This window comes from Mesorhizobium sp. (genome assembly GCF_005063415.1).
GTDB lineage: Bacteria > Pseudomonadota > Alphaproteobacteria > Rhizobiales > Rhizobiaceae > Mesorhizobium.
The window spans coordinates 1-17,896 of record NZ_SUEG01000022.1 but is presented as its reverse complement, the minus strand read 5'-3'; the positions used below and the strand labels follow the sequence as shown (position 1 = coordinate 17,896).

19 protein-coding genes are annotated in these 17,896 nt (G+C 62.2%); 18 read left to right on the top strand and 1 reads right to left on the bottom strand.

The window, feature by feature from the left end; all coding sequences use genetic code 11:
* From E5W70_RS08760 to arcC, 11 genes are all read left to right on the top strand, one after another.
* On the top strand, positions 1 to 891 hold an 891-nt coding region (locus E5W70_RS08760), incomplete at its 5' end, for an ATP-binding protein (RefSeq protein WP_292656566.1).
* Entirely contained in the window at positions 881 to 1,495 is a 615-nt protein-coding gene (gene fixJ, locus E5W70_RS08755; RefSeq protein WP_292656563.1) for a response regulator FixJ, read from the top strand. The genes E5W70_RS08760 and fixJ, both read left to right, overlap by 11 nt.
* A gap of 71 nt (positions 1,496 to 1,566) precedes the next feature.
* Positions 1,567 to 1,701, top strand: a complete 135-nt coding sequence (locus tag E5W70_RS33080; RefSeq protein ID WP_366509683.1) for a hypothetical protein — start codon at positions 1,567 to 1,569, stop codon at positions 1,699 to 1,701.
* A 288-nt stretch (positions 1,702 to 1,989) separates the two neighbouring features.
* Positions 1,990 to 2,436: a pyridoxamine 5'-phosphate oxidase family protein gene (locus tag E5W70_RS08745; protein WP_292656663.1), complete on the top strand. Its 447-nt coding sequence runs from the start codon at positions 1,990 to 1,992 to the stop codon at positions 2,434 to 2,436.
* A 163-nt stretch (positions 2,437 to 2,599) separates the two neighbouring features.
* Positions 2,600 to 3,049, top strand: a complete 450-nt coding sequence (gene trxC / locus E5W70_RS08740) for a thioredoxin TrxC (RefSeq protein ID WP_292656558.1) — start codon at positions 2,600 to 2,602, stop codon at positions 3,047 to 3,049.
* A gap of 12 nt (positions 3,050 to 3,061) precedes the next feature.
* A complete protein-coding gene (locus E5W70_RS08735) occupies positions 3,062 to 4,318 on the top strand; it encodes an MgtC/SapB family protein (RefSeq protein WP_292656556.1) in 1,257 nt (418 codons plus the stop codon).
* A 154-nt stretch (positions 4,319 to 4,472) separates the two neighbouring features.
* Positions 4,473 to 5,063, top strand: a complete 591-nt coding sequence (locus E5W70_RS08730) for an NAD(P)H-dependent oxidoreductase (RefSeq protein WP_292656554.1) — start codon at positions 4,473 to 4,475, stop codon at positions 5,061 to 5,063.
* 192 nt (positions 5,064 to 5,255) lie between these two features.
* Positions 5,256 to 6,722, top strand: coding sequence for an arginine-ornithine antiporter (gene arcD / locus E5W70_RS08725; protein WP_292656551.1), 1,467 nt, complete (start codon positions 5,256 to 5,258; stop codon positions 6,720 to 6,722).
* The gene (locus tag E5W70_RS08720; RefSeq protein ID WP_292656548.1) at positions 6,719 to 7,951 is read left to right on the top strand and encodes an arginine deiminase; all 1,233 of its coding nucleotides are present in this window, start codon (positions 6,719 to 6,721) and stop codon (positions 7,949 to 7,951) included. Before arcD ends, E5W70_RS08720 begins: the two co-directional genes overlap by 4 nt.
* A gap of 16 nt (positions 7,952 to 7,967) precedes the next feature.
* Positions 7,968 to 8,969, top strand: a complete 1,002-nt coding sequence (gene argF / locus E5W70_RS08715; RefSeq protein ID WP_292656545.1) for an ornithine carbamoyltransferase — start codon at positions 7,968 to 7,970, stop codon at positions 8,967 to 8,969.
* A gap of 1 nt (position 8,970) precedes the next feature.
* Positions 8,971 to 9,921, top strand: coding sequence for a carbamate kinase (gene arcC, locus E5W70_RS08710; RefSeq protein WP_292656543.1), 951 nt, complete (start codon positions 8,971 to 8,973; stop codon positions 9,919 to 9,921).
* A gap of 15 nt (positions 9,922 to 9,936) precedes the next feature.
* Here arcC and E5W70_RS08705 read toward each other — a convergent pair whose 3' ends face one another.
* Complete coding sequence (locus tag E5W70_RS08705) at positions 9,937 to 10,500, bottom strand: hypothetical protein (RefSeq protein WP_292656540.1); 564 nt, start codon at positions 10,498 to 10,500, stop codon at positions 9,937 to 9,939.
* On the opposite strand from E5W70_RS08705, the gene E5W70_RS08700 reads away from it, so the two are divergent.
* The 7 genes from E5W70_RS08700 to E5W70_RS08670 all read left to right on the top strand — a co-directional run.
* On the top strand, positions 10,453 to 11,703 hold the full coding sequence (locus E5W70_RS08700) for a hypothetical protein (RefSeq protein WP_292656537.1): 1,251 nt from the start codon (positions 10,453 to 10,455) through the stop codon (positions 11,701 to 11,703). The two genes, E5W70_RS08705 and E5W70_RS08700, sit on opposite strands and share 48 nt — an antisense overlap.
* Before the next feature lie 283 nt (positions 11,704 to 11,986).
* Positions 11,987 to 12,487, top strand: coding sequence for a DUF305 domain-containing protein (locus E5W70_RS08695; RefSeq protein WP_292656534.1), 501 nt, complete (start codon positions 11,987 to 11,989; stop codon positions 12,485 to 12,487).
* Between the two features lie 47 nt (positions 12,488 to 12,534).
* Positions 12,535 to 13,008 (top strand): hypothetical protein, encoded by a 474-nt coding sequence (locus E5W70_RS08690; RefSeq protein WP_292656531.1) that lies wholly within the window; start codon positions 12,535 to 12,537, stop codon positions 13,006 to 13,008.
* Between the two features lie 20 nt (positions 13,009 to 13,028).
* Positions 13,029 to 13,319, top strand: a complete 291-nt coding sequence (locus E5W70_RS08685) for a DUF2933 domain-containing protein (RefSeq protein WP_292656660.1) — start codon at positions 13,029 to 13,031, stop codon at positions 13,317 to 13,319.
* Positions 13,320 to 13,321: 2 nt separating this feature from the next.
* On the top strand, positions 13,322 to 14,038 hold the full coding sequence (locus E5W70_RS08680; protein WP_292656528.1) for an isoprenylcysteine carboxylmethyltransferase family protein: 717 nt from the start codon (positions 13,322 to 13,324) through the stop codon (positions 14,036 to 14,038).
* 42 nt (positions 14,039 to 14,080) lie between these two features.
* Positions 14,081 to 15,511 carry a multicopper oxidase family protein gene (locus E5W70_RS08675; protein WP_292656526.1) on the top strand — a complete coding sequence of 477 codons (1,431 nt, stop codon included), beginning with the start codon at positions 14,081 to 14,083 and terminating at the stop codon, positions 15,509 to 15,511.
* Positions 15,512 to 15,562: 51 nt separating this feature from the next.
* On the top strand, positions 15,563 to 17,896 hold a 2,334-nt coding region (locus E5W70_RS08670), incomplete at its 3' end, for a heavy metal translocating P-type ATPase (RefSeq protein ID WP_292656524.1).

Here is a 17,896-nt window from a genome sequence, read left to right as displayed (position 1 = left end):
ATCGGGCTCGGCCGCACCGTCACTGGAATGCGTAAGGATGGCTCAACCTTTCCGATGGAACTTGCCGTCGGTGAAATGCATCCTGGGACCGGCCGCTTCTTTACCGGCTTCTGCCGGGATCTGACCGAACGCTACAGAGCGGAAGCAAGAATACAGGAGCAGCAGCAGGAGCTTCTACACATGGCGCGGTTTACCGCGCTGGGCGAAATGGCTTCGACATTGGCGCATGAGATCAACCAGCCTCTCACGGCAATCACGAACTACCTTAAAGGCAGCCGCCGGCTTCTCGAAAAAAGCACGGAAGAGAACGCGCCGATGTTGAGGGAGGCCGTGGAAAAGGCAGCGGAACAGGCCTTGAGGGCCGGAGACGTCATTCGCCACCTTCGGGACTTCGTCGCAAGAGGCGAGAGCGAGCGCCAGGTCGAACGCCTGCCCACACTGATCGAGGAAGCCTCGTCCCTGGCCCTGGTCGGTGCAAGAGAAGTAGACGTGCGCGTCAGCTACAAGCTTGATCCCGCCGCCGAACTGGTCTTGACCGACCGCATCCAGATTCAGCAGGTTCTGCTCAACTTGATGCGCAACGCGATAGAAGCCATGCAAGGCGTGCCACGCCGCGAGTTGCAAGTCATGACCGTGGCCCGTGACGACGGCATGGCAGAGGTAAGCGTGATCGACACAGGCACTGGTCTCGCGCCGGAAGTCTCCGCACAGCTTTTCCAGCCATTTGTCACCACCAAGAAACAGGGCATGGGCGTCGGCCTCTCTATTTGCCGTACAATCGTTGAGTCGCATGGTGGCCACATCTGGGCCGAGGCAATACCGACTGGAGGAACCGCGTTCCGGTTCACCTTGCGCATCGTGGAGAAGGAAGAGGTTGCCAATGACCGGTAACCATCTTGTACACGTGGTCGACGACGACGTCGACGTTCGCAAATCGCTTGGTTTTCTCTTAGCGACGGCTGATTTCGCCGTGCGCCTGTACGAATCGGCGACAGCTTTTCTGGCTATGGCCACGAGCCATCTCGACGGCTGCATTGTGACAGACGTGCGCATGCCGGGCATTGACGGCATCGAGTTCCTGCGACAGCTCCGGACCCGCGGGCATACGCTTCCGGTCATCGTCATGACGGGTCATGCCGATGTGGCCCTCGCTGTTCAGGCGATGAAGGAAGGTGCCGCCGACTTCATCGAAAAGCCGTTTGACGACGAGGTGCTGATCGAAGCGATCCGCTCCGCATTGGACAGTCGCAATCGGACGGAGGCGACACACCCACAAAGCGCGGAAATCCGCGGTCGTCTGGCGGCCCTGTCGGAGCGGGAGCGACAAGTGCTGGACGGCCTTGTGTCCGGCCTGCCCAATAAGACGATTGCCTATGACCTCGGCATCAGCCCGCGCACGGTCGAGATCCATCGCGCCAATGTCATGAGCAAGATGGCCGCGAGCAGTCTGTCGCATCTCGTGCGCATGGCGTTGGTTGTGGAATCCAAACGTTAAAGCGAGTCGCGGAGAGACTTCCCGTCGTTTAGCGGAACCCTATCCGGCACCCAGTCTCGCCAGTGGGTCGGGTGAACGTCGATGCGTGCGCGGGTGGCGGCGTTCTTCCAGCCTTCTCGCTCCTTTATGCAAGGAAAGATAAGCGCATGTTCGCCATCGTCATCGAGGACGGCGAGTTCCAGCTCACGATCGAACGGAGCGCTTGAGATCGGCTTCCACATCATCCCCTATGATGGGTGGGAGCAGCAGGCCCCGCCTTGATCTGGATCATTTCCGAATCCCCACTCCGGTATGGACGCTGACACTGACATGGGCCGCCATGCGAGTCACCGGCGGGCCTAGCCATGGTTGTCGATTCATCTGTCGGCCGACCGACTCCTTGATCGTGATCAATGACCTCCCTGGCGGCAGGGCTACGATCCGCGATGCCGGATATCAGAGTCGATGGAGCACCGGCGACACCGTGCGTCACGAAAAAACAGGAGATCGCGCCGATGCTGATCCGCACGCTTTCTGCTTTGGAGTGTACAAAATTGCTGACGGCCAACCGGGTCGGCCACTTGGCATGCGCCAAGGATGGACAGCCCTACGTCGTGCCATTTTACTATGCCCACGCCGACAATCACCTCTATGCATTTTCCATGCCGGGCAAAAAGGTCGACTGGATGCGTGCCAATCCGCTGGTGTGCGTCCAGGTCGACGAACGCGGCCAAGGGCGGGCATGGAGAAGCGTGGTTGTCGATGGTGTCTATGAAGAACTGCCTGACCGGATCGGCTACAAGGTTCAGCGCGACCATGCGTGGTCGGTGTTGAGCAAGCACATCGACTGGTGGGAGCCTGGCGCTCTGAAGCCGGTTACGCCTCCTGTTTCGGACAGCACTCCGCATGTTTTCTTCAGAATCATTATCAAGCAGGCGTCGGGTCGGGAAGCAAAGGAATAGCGTGCTTTCCCGTCCGAACACCGCGGGCGCACAGCCGCCGTGGATTGTGCCGGGCAATCCGTTTTCACGCTAAAATCGTCCATCGCGCAAAAAAAACATTGGAAGTCCGAGCCAGCTTGGGGATAGGCACTCTGTGGCGCATGTATACCAGTGGTGAAGGGCGATGGCGCAGGAAAATCTGGTGGTTTGCAGCAAATGCGGCGGGATCAATCGACTGCCGCCAGCGCGCGATGCGAAAAACGCAAAATGCGGAAAGTGCGGGAAAAAGCTGTTCTCAGGCCACCCCGAGGACGTCGACGCACGAACCTTCGATCGTCAGGTCAAGCGAGGCACCCTTCCCGTTGTCGTGGATGTCTGGGCGCCATGGTGCGGGCCCTGCAAGATGATGGCGCCCGCATATGAAGCCGCAGCAAACGAACTGGAACCGCATGTTCGGCTGATCAAGCTCAACTCCGATAATGAGCAGGCCGTTTCAGCCAGGCTCGGCATTCGCGGCATCCCGACCATGATCCTGTTCCATGGCGGACATGAAGTTGCGCGCACATCCGGCGCAATGACGGCGGGGCAGATCGTCAGGTGGATCCGCGACCACCTGCCTATGGCGGGCGCCTGAGGTCTTCAAATCGTGGATCCGCTCATCGCCCGGCTCGGACTTGCACTGACCATAGGCCTGCTCGTCGGACTGGAGCGTGGCTGGCGAGAGCGGGACGCGCCCGATCGCAGCCGGACGGCCGGAATTCGAACCTACGGCATATCCGGTCTGCTCGGCGGCCTTCTCGCAGCTCTGGCCGATGCTCTCGACGCAGTATCCGTGCTGGTCGGTGGTTTCATCGCCTTTGCGGCAATCTTCGCCTGGTACAAGGCGCGTGAGGCAGCCCATGATGAGGATTTCAGTGTCACGGCGGTAATAGCAGCCCTTTGCGTATTCGCGCTCGGTGCATTGTCCGTCGCTGGCGATTACCGCGCCGCTTCTGCAGGAGGAGCAGCACTCGCGGCCATCCTTGCCAGTCGGGAAGTCCTGCACGGCCTCCTGAAGCGGCTGACCTGGATCGAGCTTCGTTCCGCGCTGATCCTGGCTGTGATGAGCGCGATCGTCCTGCCCTTGCTGCCAAACCGGACGATGGACCCATGGGGCGGTTTCAATCCGTGGGAAGTCTGGTTCCTGACGGTACTGATGGCGTCGATATCGTTCGCCGGCTATGTCGCCGTTCGCGTCCTGGGGACCACCCGCGGTCTGCTCGTCAGCTCGCTCGCCGGCGCGATCGTCTCTTCCACCGCCGTAACCGTGGCGCTGGCCCGCAACGCCGTGTCGGCAAGCAATCCTCTGCCGCTCGCTGGCGCGGCGTCGCTGGCCGCAATGGTTTCTTTGCTACGCGTCTGCGCCGTGGTTCTGATCGTTGAGCCAAGCGTGTTCCCTTCGGTCGGCATTCCCGCAATTGTCGCGGCGCTCTCCTTCGCTGTTTGCGGAGCATTGCTCCTGGCTCGGGACAGCGGGGATCGCAAGGGTGCCGGCGTCGCGCGCAATCCCTTCGACCTAGGCCCGTTGCTGCTCTTCGCCCTGCTGTTTGCGATCGTCGCGACCGCGAGCGCTGCATTGGCTGCTCAATTCGGCGGACGCGGCTTGCTGGCGAGTTCGGCGCTTGCGGGCACATTCGATGTCGATGTCTCGGTGCTCAGTGCCTTGCGCCTGGTCAAACATTCGGTCCCTGTCGAGACCATTGGCCAGGCGGTGCTCGCGGCGCTGACAGCAAACGCGATCTGCCGCCTGTCGCTGGCCGCATTTGCCGGCCCGATCAGGTTCTGGTTGCCGCTCGCAGGTGCAACCCTCGTCGCCGCAATAGCCGGCTACGGCACGATGTTGCCGCCCTCGACCTTCTGGTAGCGCCGAGAACCGGCCTCTTTGATGCCGATCAAGGGCCAAGCCGGACAGCCGTTTTATGAAACTCCGCGAAGGAGTACGCCATGATCAGCTTGAAGGGTCACGCCCCGAAATTACGACACGTCCGGTTGCTGCCAAGCCGCCTCGGAGGTAACCCATGCCGCGGCGCATCTTGATTGTTCTCGGCCATCCCGATCCGTCGCCACACCGGCTTTGCCGTAATCTCGCCAGGGCCTATGGCGAAAGTGCAGAACTGGCGGGGCATATGGTCCGCCGGGTCGACCTCGCGGCACTCGATTTTCCAATGCTTCGGACGTTGCAGGAGTTCGAGCACGGCGCGATTCCCGACAGCCTAGAGGATGCCGCTGAAGCGATAGTCTGGGCGGAGCACATTGTATTTGTCTTTCCGCTGTGGCTCGGGACCGTACCGGCTCTGCTCAAGGCTTTTCTGGAACAGGTGATTCGGCCGGGAACTGCCTTTACCTACCCGGACAAGGGTGGCGGCCTGCCCAGGAAACTGCTTCGCGGCCGCTCCGCCCGCGTCGTGGTCACGATGGGCATGCCTGCCATCCTTTACCGGCTATGGTTCCTCAGCCACGGCATTGCCGGCATGCGGCGGAGCATTCTGCGTTTCGCCGGCGTGAGCCCGGTGCGCGAAACCTTGTTCGGCATGGTCGCGGGTGCCACCGATACGACGCGGGCGAAATGGTTCGAACAAATGCGCAGGCTCGGTGAGCGGGCGCTTTAGCACGATCGTCTACAACCGAAACAGCAAAACTCCCCTTTCGCACCAATGCAAAGGTGGGCGACCGTGAGAATTGGCACGGCTTTGCGAAGCGCCGGTCGGCACTGCAACTTTGTTTGACCCGCATCAAAGCGCCGGCCCTTCTTTCCCGGTTCATTGCCTCCCCATTGAGATATTCAACTCAGGAGAGCATCCATGACGACGGCCGGAATAGATGTCCCCATCGGGAAAGTGACGACCGTAGCAGCGACGAAACTCCGATTAGGGTCCCTCACGGCGCTCGTGATAGGCTCAATGGTCGGCTCTGGTGTGTTCAGCCTGCCGCAGAATATGGCGGCCGGCGCTGGTCCTATGGCCATTCTGATTGGCTGGGCCATCACAGCGGTCGGCATGCTGGCGCTCGTTTTCGTCTATCAGTCGCTCGCGACCCGCAAGCCTGAACTCGATGCCGGCCCTTATGCTTACGCCAAGGCTGGCTTCGGTCCCTTCATCGGCTTCAACAGCGCCTGGGGCTATTGGATCAGCGCCTGGGTCGGCAATGTCTCCTACGCGGTGATCGTGTTCAGCGCGCTTTCCTATTTCTTTCCGGCCTTCGGCGACGGCAACACCTGGCAGGCGGTGCTGGGCGCATCCATCCTGCTATGGCTGATCCACATCCTAGTGCTCGCCGGCATCCGGCAGGCGGCGATCGTGAACCTTATCGTCACCGTGGCAAAGATCGCCCCGATCGTGCTGTTTGTCGGCGTCGTCGCGGTCGCCTTCAAGCTCGAGGTCTGGTCGCTCGACTTCACCGGGCTTGGCAACGCCACTCTCGGCTCGATCACCGCACAAGTGAAAAGCACTATGCTGGTGACGCTGTGGGTGTTCATCGGCATCGAAGGCGCCAGCGTCTTCTCCAGCCGAGCCGAACGCCGCAAGGACATCGCGATCGCGACCGTTCTGGGCTTCTTCACCTGCCTCGTGCTTTACGCCTTGGTCTCGCTGCTGTCGCTCGGCATTCTGAGCCAGCCTAAGCTCGCCGCGTTGAAGAACCCGTCGATGGCTGGCGTGCTCGAGGCTGTTGTCGGGCCGTGGGGCGCGATCCTCATCAACATCGCGCTTGTCGTGTCGGTGGTCGGAGCCTTCCTGAGCTGGACGCTGCTTGCGGCCGAAATCCCTCATGTCGCGGCCAAGGACGGAACGATGCCGAAATTCTTTGGCCGGGAGAGTGAACGCGGCGTGCCGTCGACCTCGCTCTTGATCACCAACCTGTTGGTCCAGGCATTCCTGGTAATCACGCTGTTCGCGCAAAGCACCTATCAGGCGCTCTTCTACATCGCATCCGCAGCCATCCTGGTGCCTTACATTTTTTCCGGAGCGTATACAGCCAAGCTCGCATGGACCGGGGAGAGTTATGAGAGCGACGAACAGCGCGTCGGTCCACTGTTCGCCGGGCTGCTGGCGACGATCTACGGGCTGTGGCTCGTGTACGCAGCCGGTCCAGCGTATCTGTTCATGTGCGCGATCCTCTATGCGCCCGGAATCATTTTCTACATCTGGGCGCGCCGAGAAACCAACGAGCGCATCTTCCATCCTGCCGAAGCCGCACTCGCCGCAGCGCTCGCCCTTGCCGGTATAGCTGCCGCCTACCTCATCTGGAACGGGAGCATCAGCCCGCTATGAACGCTCCCATCACCACGACCAGGCTCGGCGCCTTTTCTGAAGTAGGCCGGCTGCGCGAGGTGCTGGTGCACCGCCCTGATCTCAGCCTGCAAAGGCTGACGCCGGATAATTGCAGGGCGCTGCTCTTTGACGATGTCCTGTGGGTAAAGAAGGCACGGCAGGAGCATGATGTCTTCGTCGATGCGTTGCGTGAGCGTGGCGTGGTGGTGCATTCGTTCGGGAACTTGCTGGCCGAGACCATGAGCCTGACCAAAGCCCGCGACTGGCTTCTTGATCGCCGAATTCATCCCGGGGTCGTCGGGCTCGACATGATTGATGAGATGCGAGGGTGGCTTAACGAGATGCCCTCGCCGCAGCTGGCGTCCTATCTTGTCGGCGGCATCGCGCGGGCAGAGCTGCCTTTCGAACCACGGGGATTGACCGGAAGAACGCTCGCGCCTCAGGACTTCGTGCTGCCACCGCTGCCGAACCAGCTTTTTACCCGTGACAGCTCCTGCTGGATCTATGGCTCGGTCTCGGTCAATGCCATGTACTGGCCCGCGAGGCGGCCAGAAGCGGCCAATATCGAAGCCGTCTACCGCTTCCACCCCCGCTTTCGCGACAGCAGCATCCCCTTCGTTTCACCCGATCCGGGAACCGGCATCAGCCTGGAAGGCGGAGATGTCATGCCGATCGGCGATGGAACGGTGCTCGTCGGCATGGGAGAACGCACCACGCCGCAAGCGGTCGGCGGCCTCGCGCGCAGCCTGTTCGCAGCCGGCGAAGCGACGCGGGTGATCGCGGCGCTGATGCCGCGGGACCGCAGCTTCATGCATCTGGACACTGTTTTCACCTTCTGCGACCGCGACCTGGTCACCATGTATCCGCCGGTGGTCGAGCGGCTGCGCGCCTTCTCTCTAAGGCCGGGCGACGGAGCGGCGGCCGTCGAGGTCACGGAAGAGAACAAGCCGTTCACGGCGGTTGTCGCCGAGGCCCTCGGAGTGAAATCGCTGCGGATCATCGCCACCGGCGGCGACCGCTACGAGGCCGAACGCGAGCAATGGGACGACGGCAACAATGTCGTGGCCGTCGAGCCCGGCGTGGTCATCGGCTACGACCGCAACGTTTATACCAATACGCTTCTGCGCCGGGCTGGCGTCGAGGTGATAACGGTCGAGGGCGCCGAGCTGAGCCGCGGTCGCGGCGGCGGGCACTGTATGACTTGCCCGATCGCCCGCGATCCGATTTGACCCGAAAGGAAGTCCCATGTCGATCAACCTTCACGGCCGCTCTGTGCTGACCCTGGACGATCTCACGGCCGGCGAGATCCGGTTTCTTCTGAAGCTCGCCGCCGATCTCAAGGCGGCTAAGCTCGCCGGGCATGAAGTGCCACGCCTCACCAGGAAGAACATCGCGCTGATCTTCGAAAAGGATTCAACGCGCACACGCACGGGCTTCGAAGTGGCGGCCTATGATCAGGGTGCCCATGTCACCTATTTCGGCCCTAGCGGCAGCCACATCGGCCACAAGGAATCCATGAAGGATACCGCCCGCGTACTCGGCCGGATGTATGACGCGATCGAATATCGCGGCTTTGGCCAGCGTCAGGCCGAATTGCTTGCCGCGCATGCCGGCGTGCCCGTCTATAACGGTCTCACCGACGAGGCGCACCCGACGCAGATCCTCGCCGATTTGATGACCATGCGCGAGTTCACGCACAAGCATCTTTCGGACATGGCCGTCACCTTCGTCGGCGAAGGCCGTGACAATGTCGCGCTGTCGCTGGCGCTCGGAGCAGCCAAGGTCGGCATCGACATGCGCATCGCCTCCCCGAGGGAGCTATGGCCGGACGAGGAATTCTGTGTCCATGTCAGGGAACTGGCGGAACGCAGCGGCGGCCGGTTCAGGTTGGACGAGGACGTGACGGGCTGCGTCCGGGGTGCCGACTTCGTCTACACCGACGTGTGGATGTCGATGGGCGAGGACAAATCCGGCTGGGCCGAACGCATTCGCCTTTTGACCCCCTATCGGGTCACCAGCGAAGTGATGGCTGCCGCCGGCAACCCCCACGTCAAATTCATGCATTGCCTGCCGGCGTTCCACGACACCGAGACCGAGATCGGCGCCTTTATCGCAAAGGAATACGGCATCGACTGTATGGAGGTAACCGACGAGGTGTTCGAATCGGACGCCTCGATCGTCTTCGACCAGGCGGAAAACCGCTTGCACACGATCAAGGCCCTGCTCGTCGCCACGATCGGCAACTGAGATGCTTATCGTCGTTGCGCTCGGCGGAAACGCGCTCCTGCGGCGCGGTGAACCGATGACGGCGGAAAACCAGCGCGCCAACGTCGCGCGCGCCGCTTCGGTGCTTGCCGAAATTGTGGGCGAAGGACATTCGGTCGTGATCACGCACGGCAACGGTCCGCAGGTGGGGCTTCTGGCCCTGCAGGCGGCAGCCACCTCGGACGGCAGTGCGTTTCCTCTCGACGTGCTCGGCGCCGAGAGCGCCGGCATGATCGGCTATGTGATCGAGCAGGAACTCAGCAACCTTCTCGATGGGAGGCTGTTCGCGACGTTGCTGACCCAGGTGAAAGTGGACCCGCACGACCCAGCCTTCGCTCATCCGACGAAGCCGATAGGCCCGGTCTATGACGAGGCAGCCGCGCGGCGGCTTGCTGCGGAACGCGGCTGGCAGATCGCGCCCGATGCCGACAAATGGCGTCGCGTTGTCCCTTCGCCCAGGCCGCTGGAGATTCTGGAAGCATCCGTGATTTCGTTTCTTGTCGAGCGCGGTGTCATCGTAATCTGCACCGGTGGCGGTGGTGTTCCGGTCATAGCTCGAGACGACGGCAGTCTTTGCGGCGTGGAGGCCGTCATCGACAAAGATCTGTCGAGTTCGCTCCTCGCCCGCCAATTGAAGGCCGACATGTTGCTCATGCTGACCGATGTCGACGCGGTTTATGTCGACTACGGCACGGCTGCCGCCCGCGCGCTGCGGAGGATTACACCAGCAGAGATATCGGGCCGGGATTTTCCCGCCGGATCCATGGGACCGAAGGTCGGCGCCGCTATCGAGTTCGTTGAAGCAACGGGCAAGCCTGCGGCGATCGGCAAGCTTGATGAAGCCGTCGAAATTGTCAGAGGCGAGCGCGGAACATGGGTCGAAGGCGGCGCTTCGGTTCCAACACCCGAGCGTCTGTCTTATAGGCTGATCTAGATGAGCACCGCATGGTTACACGGCCAGTACAGGGGCAAAACCGCCGCCGGGTGTACGGAAATTCGTGGTTTGGCCCTGGTAGAGGCGCGCGGCGGCGAGCAACATCCGGCCGTCGTAAGTGTAGAGCCGCACGTCCATTTTGCGCGGCGCGGGTGCGCCGTCGATTTCGATCATGCGCTGCCCGGGCGCGGCAAATGACTGGGCCACGTAACCACCGCGCGCGATCTCGGCCCAAACGCTCTTTGTCACCTTATCGCCGCGGTAGACCGCCTTGCTGCCGTGGCCCGACAGTGGTTTGAAGAACATGTCCTTGCGGGACTGCCAGGCGACATCCGAATTATCGGGGGTAATCAGAGTGGTCCGCGGAATGCCTGTGAGCCGCAAGCGCAGCTCCGGGGAAAGGCCGAATGCTTCGAGCATCGCCTGATCGGACAGGAATGTCAAATTGCGCTTGCTCGCAAAGATCGCATGGTTGTGCGGATTGGGCGTGACCACCACCGCTCCGTCCAGATAAGCCGCCTTGAGCGCCGCATGCTCCGGCCCATCAAGCGCAAAATCGACCAGGCGATTGTAGACCAAATCGATCTCATCGCCGCCGAGCCGAAGCTTGCAGCCTGTATATTTCAGGTCGCTTGCGTCTCCGATCACCGCTTCGAGGCCGTGTCTCAGCAACATCTGCCTGGCAAGCACGAATTCGGGATAGAGATACTGCTCCTCGGGCCGGTCATCGACGATCGCGATCCTTCGCGGCGATCCGGTGCCGCGCTGGCGGCGCCATTCGTCCGTGAACATCGCGACGACGCTCGCCTCGAAGCGATCGTCCCTTGGGCCGATCAGCGCCCGGTCGACTTCGGAACAGCAAGCCTGCTGCGCCTTGGCGAGCAGCGCATTGAGGAAAGCGCCGCCGGCGTTGGTGTTCACCTCGATCAGCTTGGGACCGTTATCGTCGAGATGAAAATCGTAGCCCATGAGAGCGCCGACAGGTCCAAAATCCCGTTGCGCGATTTCGGGAGCCCAGGAGAGGACCGCTTCGCGGTAGGATGGCAACTTTGCTGTCGCCTCGATGGCGACGACGATTCTCTGCATCTCTTCAAGGGCAGACGCGGCGAGGAAGACCGGCACATTGGAAAACAGATGCGGCCGCGATGCCACCAAGGCTTCGCTGAAGCCAGGCTCTCCGGCTTCGTGGTCAAGCGCCGCCCAAAGTTTCGCCCGGTCGAGCGTGATGCAAAAGCATTTGCGGTTGAGCCGCTCCGACCGGGATGTGCTGGCTTCCGCCGTCGGGACTGTGAGCACGTCGCTATCTCCTCATTGCCGGCTGCCAGAACGAACTTCGGATTCGCCACGCTGGCGGGCATTGATTTGCATCAAAGTGCCGATGCGCCGTTTTGCTACACTGGTACCATGAAACTCGTGTTGGCTCAGCTTCGCCTACTGCTGGCCGTGATCCTCCTGGTCGCGGGCGGCGCCGTTGCTGGTCCTGCCGCGCCGACTTCCGCAATAGAGCAGGCCGGCGTTGCGGCGCCCTCGACGACCGCTTTGCACAAGGCAACGGTTCACATAGCGTCCACGGACCAGGACAACCATCGCGCCCCATGCGATGGCTGCCTGGATTGCATGCATTCGACCGGCTCCGGCTGTTGTGCCGCAGGCATTTCCGCCGGCGGATGCGACGTTCTCCACCGCGCGCCGGTTGCGATCCGCTTCATGGCGGGCAAGGCGTTCCCAGCAATGGGCGTGAAGCCCGATGCCCTCCTGCAACCTCCCCGGATTTTCGGCTAATATCGCGCCGTCGCGGCCCTTGGACTGTTGAATCCAGCAGATCCATCAAGACTCATAACGGGCCAACAATCCGAGAAACCGCAAACTGTACCGGCGATCCGGGCTGCCTCGCGCACCCATTCCGGAGTTCGCCTGTCGGTTGCACATCAACGACAAGGACACAGCCGTGAAAACCCATCTTCGATTGACCACGCTTGCCGCATTCGCAGCTTTTTCGGGCGCCGCTTTTGCCCAGACGGATCCGCATCATCCGGCGACCGATGCACCACAAGCCAAGATAGCGATGCCGGCCGCAAAGGCGATGCCGGGCGGGTCGCCCGAGCAGTGCACGACGATGATGTCCACGATGCAACAGATGATGCCCATGATGGAGAAGATGGCTCCCATGATGCAGCAAATGATGCCGATGATGCAGCAGATGATGCAAGGCGGCACACCGCAGGGCGGCGGCATGATGCCAGGCGGCCAGGGCGGCGTGATGCATGGCAACGGCATGATGAACGGCAAGTCGATGGACACTCCCAACATGCCGGAGGCCTCCAGGGTTTACATGGATGCCATGAAGCGCATGGACGCACTGATGCAGGGCCTCCAGGCCGGCGATCCCGATGTCGCCTTCGTCCAAACGATGATTCCTCACCACCAGGGCGCCATCGAAATGGCCCGGGCGGTCCTGCAATTCGGCAAGGATGATCAGGTCAAGGGTTGGGCCAATCAGATCATCACGGCTCAGCAGGCCGAGCTCGCCGCCATGCAGGAATGGCTCAAGCAACGAGCGAAATGACGGGAGTTGTCGCCACCGGGCGCGCTAGGCAAGTCGAGGTTCAGCCGATGAAAACCGCAGTCAATCCATGGACGACGTCGTCCGCAACTCTTGCCGTGGCGGGAATGATCATCGTCGGCATCGGACTGTATTTCATCGCCCTCAGACCACCACTGCTGCCCGAGGATATCCGCTATATGAACCTCTCGGCCGCCGAACTCGAAGCCATCGGTCCACGCCTTGCGATGTGGCTCAGTCAGGTCTTCCGAGTGCTCGGCGGCTACGCCCTCGCCACCGGCGCTCTCCTGGTTGCGCTGGCATTCACCGCGTTCCGCGCGCGCCATCCGGTCGCGGTGACCGGTGCTCTGGTCGGAGGAGCGTCGTCCATCGGCTTGATGTCGGCGGTCAACTTTACGCTCGGCTCCGAGTTCAGGTGGCCACTGTTCGCATGCGCGCTGGTCTGGGCCGTGAGCCTCATCGCATATGGGCTCGAAAGCTCCCGCAATCACCAACCGCTGACCAACAAGGAACCCGTCCCATGAATACCAACAACTCACATGGCATGTCGGATTCCCCGACCGGGTCCCAACCAGAACCGAAGGCCGCGGCAGGCGGATTTTGGACTTCGAAGACCGGCCTGGTCACGATCGCTTTCCTGCTGATCGCTGCATTTTTCCTTCTTACCGAGCACCGGGCGCATACCCTAGGCGCCCTTCCCTTTCTGTTGCTGCTCGCCTGTCCTCTGCTTCACGTATTCCACCGTGGGCACGGCGGCCACGGCGGCCATGCCTGGCACAGGGAACCCGAGCCTGGCGCGCAAGACGGCACCACCCACCACCATAAAGGAGCATGACGATGGTCGAGCAATCTCCCGCCTACGGCCTCTGGGGCCCGGTCATGATCAATTCGGCAGTTTTCATCCTGTTCGCATTCAGCTTCTTCAAGCCGCGAACCAGCCGTGACTGGCGCTCCTTCGGTGCATTCAGCGCCTTCCTGGTGGCGCTGTTTGCCGAGATGTATGGCTTTCCCCTGACGATTTACCTGTTCTCAGGGTGGCTGCAGTCACGATACCCCGGCATCGACTGGTTCTCGCATGATGCCGGTCACCTCCCGGAGATGATGCTCGGCTGGCGTCTCAATCCGCATTTCGGTCCGTCTCACATTCTCAGCTTCTTCCTGATCGGTGGCGCATTCGTGCTGATCTCGACCGCATGGCCGGTGCTTTACCAAGCACAGCATCACAATCGCCTCGCAACGGCCGGTCCATATGCCTTCGTTCGGCACCCGCAATATGTCGGCTTCGTCCTCGTCATGGCGGGATTCCTCGTGCAATGGCCGACGCTGCTGACGCTGGCGATGTTCCCTGTACTGGTCGGCATGTATGTGCGGCTTTCCTTCATCGAAGAGCGTGAAGCGAGAAAGGAATTCGGCGACGCATACAACCGTTACGCAGCCCGCGTGCCCGCCTTTTTCCGCATCTGGCCAGACTGTTCGGTTCCGCCGGCGAGCGCCGTGTGCCCTGATCGCCCCGGCTCATCGCCGGCGCGTTTGAACCTGATCTTTGTGTGCTGAACGAAACAACGAAACGCCCAAATCGAAACGAAGGAAACCATTATGAAACGTCGAGATATCCTCAAGGGCGCAGTGGCAGGCGCCGCAGCTTTTGCAGTCCCATCGAGCTTGCTCGCAGCAGCCTCCGCCGGTCAGTTGGGCGGCCAGACCCTTGGCATCTCGCGCCGCACCATCGAGGTAAACGGCAAAGCTGCAAGCGTCTTCGGCCTGCGAAGGGCCGACGGCGCGCCTGGCCTGCGCTTGCGGGCGGGCGAAGCCTTCAACGTGCTGCTTCGAAACGAGACTGCCGAGCCGACGATCATCCATTGGCACGGCTTGACGCCGCCGTGGCCGAGCGACGGTGTCGCCGACGCGCCACTGCCGCTCATCGGCGCTCGAGCCGATCGCAGTTTCGATTTCCCGGTCGGCGAGCCGGGCACCTTCTGGATGCACGCCCATACCCTGCAGGAGCAATTGCTCCTTGCCGCCCCTCTCATCGTCGCCGATACCGCCGATGACGCAAAAGACGAACAGGAGGTTGTCATCCTGCTCCACGATTTCTCATTTTCGTCGCCGGAGGAGCTGCTGGCCGGGCTGCAGGGAAAGAATACCGGCGGCTCCATGCCGATGGACGGCATGGATATGTCGGGTGCGCAAACCGTCGCCATGGCTGGGATGAACGATGGCGGCATGGCGATGGATATCAACGACATCGACTATGACGCCTATCTGGCCAATGACCGGTCCCTGGACGACCCCGAGATCGTCCCAGTCGAACGGGGCGGGAGCGTGCGGGTGCGGATCATCAATGGCGCCACGGCGACCGCGTTCATGATCGACTTCGGCGAGCTCGAAGGCGAGCTGATCGCGGTCGATGGTCAGCCTGTCGAACCGGTCAGGGGCCGGCGGTTTCCAATGACGATGGGCCAGCGCATCGACGTGCGCGTGAACTTGCCGCGCGACCAAAGTTCCTCCTTTCCGATCCTGGCGTTGCGCGAGGGAGCCAAGGAACGGACCGGCATTGTCCTGCGTCCGGCGGGAGCGCCGGTGGCCAAACTCGGAACGGCTGCGGACACGGACGCTCCGCTTCTCGACCTGGCGCTCGAGGCACAACTTCGAGCAATCGCGCCACTTGGCTCACGCTTGGCGAACAAAACATTCGAAATGGCACTCACCGGCGACATGGCTACCTATCGCTGGGGCCTCGGAACCAGCGCGCCCATCCTTGTGGACAAGGGCGATCGCGTCGAAGTCACGCTGCGCAACGACACCATGATGGCGCACCCGATGCACCTTCATGGCCACCATTTCCAGGTGGTCGCGATTGACGGTCAGCGCTTCCAGGGTGCGGTTCGCGACACCGTGTTGGTGCCCCCGATGCGCTCGATCACCATGGCCGTCGATGCCGTCAATCCCGGAAAATGGGCCCTCCATTGCCACCACCTCTACCACATGGCGAGCGGCATGATGTCGACCTTTGCCTACCGAAGCTGAGACACCGCAGGCGATGCGATGCTGCCACGAACCGCGGCATGGAGAACGACGATGAAAAAGGTCAATCTGGAAGTGCGCGACCTTGTCGGCATAATGGATTTCGCGGCGGTCGAAAAACGTCTCGCAGCTCTGCCGGGCGTTGCCAGTGTCGCCATGAACGCGGGATCGACCACCGCGACTGTCGAATTCGACGAGATGCGCACGAGCCCGGAAGTTCTCGCTCGCGATATCGAGGCCTGCGGCTTCCATTGCCGTGGCGAGGTCGTGCCGAGGCATCTGTGCATTCCCGACAGCATGACGATTCCGCCGGGGCATCCGCGGGCAAACGCCGGGCACGCCGGCCACGATCACGCCGAGCACGATCATGGCGGGCACGCCGCCATGATTGAGCCGGCTCCGGCGGGCGAGAGGACGGTTGCAGACAAGGCGCCGCACGACGCCATGGCTCATGAGATGGGACACGGAGCCGGCATGGACACGCAGGGCATGGTCAAGGACATGCGCAACCGCTTCTTCATCAGCCTGGTCTTTTCCCTGCCGGTTTTCGCCATGGAGCCGATGGGTCTGGGCGAGCCCTGGCTGCGTCCGCCTTTCGGGCTGAGCGAAGACCTTGCGATGTTCTTGCTCGCCAGTGCGGCGATCCTCTATCCGGTCTGGCCTTTCCTGGTGGCCGCCTGGCGGGCCCTGCGTAACGGCGTCCTCAACATGGCCGTGCTGGTGGTGCTGAGCGTCGGCACCGGCTATCTGTTCAGCGTCGGAGCGACCTTTTTCTTCGAGGGGCAGCAGTTCTACGAGGCGGCCAGCGTGCTGCTCGTGTTCATCCTGCTCGGCCACTGGCTGGAGATGCGCGCCCGCGCCGGGGCGTCGGCCGCAATCAAGGCCCTGCTCGACCTTGCCCCGCCCAGGGCCTCCGTTTTCCGCGATGGCAAGGAGGTCGAGGTGGCAACCGCCGACGTCGTGCTCGGCGACATTGTGGTCCTGCGGCCCGGCAACAAGCTTCCCGTCGACGGCGAGGTGATCGAAGGCACGTCAACGATCGATGAATCCATGCTGACCGGCGAGTCGATGCCGGTGACCAAGAGGGTCGGGGACAAGGTCATCGGGGCGACCATCAACAAGAGCGGCACGCTGCGCTATCGCTCCACCAAGGTGGGCGCCGATACCGCTCTTGCCCAGATCGTCAAGCTGGTCCAGGAAGCCCAGAACTCGAAGGCGCCGGCGCAATTGCTCGCCGATCGTGCCTCGCAATGGCTGGTGCTCGCCGCGATCCTCATCGGGATTGCGACCTTCGCGGTCTGGTTCTGGTGGATCGGCCAGCCTCTGCTGTTCGCGATGACCTTGACCATAACGGTGTTCGTCATTGCTTGTCCCGACGCGCTCGGCCTCGCCACGCCGATGGCCGTCATGGTCGGCACCGGCCTTGGCGCTTCAAACGGCATTCTGTTCAAGAATGCCGCGGCTCTCGAGGAAGCGACCAAGCTCGACGTGATCGTCTTCGACAAGACCGGCACGCTCACGATGGGCCAGCCCAAGGTCGTTGAAATCGTTCCCGCCGCCAACGTTTCGCCCGACGAGGTTCTGCAAGTCGCGGCCGCAGTGGATCGGGGATCGGATCATCCGCTGGCCCTCGCCATCGTCGAGCGGGCCGGAGGCCTGAAGCTCCCCAAGGTTTCGAGCTTTCTAAACATCGAGGGCAAGGGCGCCAGTGCGGCCATCGAGGGAGGCCAGGTCTTCCTTGGTAACCGGCGCCTCATGGACGAGCAGAAGATCGATCTTCTGGCGCTCGGCGACAAAGCCGAGGCGCTCAAGGGCGAAGGCCGCACGGTCATCCATGTCGCACGTTCCGGCACGCTGCTCGGGCTGATCGCGATCGCCGATACACCGCGCCCGACGGCCATCGCAACGATTGCCAAATTGCACGGCCAGGGCGTGCGCGTGGCCATGCTCACCGGCGATAACGCCGGCACCGCCAAGCGCATCGCGGACGTGCTTGGCATCGACATTGTCCTCGCCGACGTGCTTCCCGGGCAGAAAGCAGAGAAGATCAAGGAGCTGCAAGGGCGAGGCCTGAAGGTCGGCATGGTCGGCGATGGCGTCAACGATGCGCCAGCCCTGACGCAAGCCGACGTCGGTTTCGCGATCGGTGCGGGCACCGATGTTGCCATTGAAAGCGCCGACATCGTGCTGATGAAGAGCGATCCCTACGATGTGGTCGGTGCGATGACGCTCTCGCGCGCCACGCTGCGCAAGATGCACCAGAACCTGTGGTGGGCGGTCGGATACAATCTCATCGCCTTCTCGATCGCAGCGGGCGTGTTCTACCCGTTCCTGCTGAGCCCCGAGCTTGCGGCGCTGGCAATGTCGGGCAGTTCGGCGCTCGTCGCC

Bases quoted from the DNA above. Each gene is read 5' to 3' on its own strand.
- E5W70_RS08675 (WP_292656526.1), top strand. From the start codon at position 14,081: ATGAAACGTCGAGATATCCTCAAGGGCGCAGTGGCAGGCGCCGCAGCT.
- E5W70_RS08730 (WP_292656554.1), top strand. From the start codon at position 4,473: ATGCCGCGGCGCATCTTGATTGTTCTCGGCCATCCCGATCCGTCGCCA.
- E5W70_RS08720 (WP_292656548.1), top strand. From the start codon at position 6,719: ATGAACGCTCCCATCACCACGACCAGGCTCGGCGCCTTTTCTGAAGTA.
- argF (WP_292656545.1), top strand. From the start codon at position 7,968: ATGTCGATCAACCTTCACGGCCGCTCTGTGCTGACCCTGGACGATCTC.
- arcD (WP_292656551.1), top strand. From the start codon at position 5,256: ATGACGACGGCCGGAATAGATGTCCCCATCGGGAAAGTGACGACCGTA.
- E5W70_RS08680 (WP_292656528.1), top strand. From the start codon at position 13,322: ATGGTCGAGCAATCTCCCGCCTACGGCCTCTGGGGCCCGGTCATGATC.
- E5W70_RS08690 (WP_292656531.1), top strand. From the start codon at position 12,535: ATGAAAACCGCAGTCAATCCATGGACGACGTCGTCCGCAACTCTTGCC.
- E5W70_RS08700 (WP_292656537.1), top strand. From the start codon at position 10,453: ATGCTCCGGCCCATCAAGCGCAAAATCGACCAGGCGATTGTAGACCAA.
- E5W70_RS08695 (WP_292656534.1), top strand. From the start codon at position 11,987: ATGCCGGCCGCAAAGGCGATGCCGGGCGGGTCGCCCGAGCAGTGCACG.
- E5W70_RS08745 (WP_292656663.1), top strand. From the start codon at position 1,990: ATGCTGATCCGCACGCTTTCTGCTTTGGAGTGTACAAAATTGCTGACG.
- arcC (WP_292656543.1), top strand. From the start codon at position 8,971: ATGCTTATCGTCGTTGCGCTCGGCGGAAACGCGCTCCTGCGGCGCGGT.
- E5W70_RS08685 (WP_292656660.1), top strand. From the start codon at position 13,029: ATGTCGGATTCCCCGACCGGGTCCCAACCAGAACCGAAGGCCGCGGCA.
- fixJ (WP_292656563.1), top strand. From the start codon at position 881: ATGACCGGTAACCATCTTGTACACGTGGTCGACGACGACGTCGACGTT.
- trxC (WP_292656558.1), top strand. From the start codon at position 2,600: ATGGCGCAGGAAAATCTGGTGGTTTGCAGCAAATGCGGCGGGATCAAT.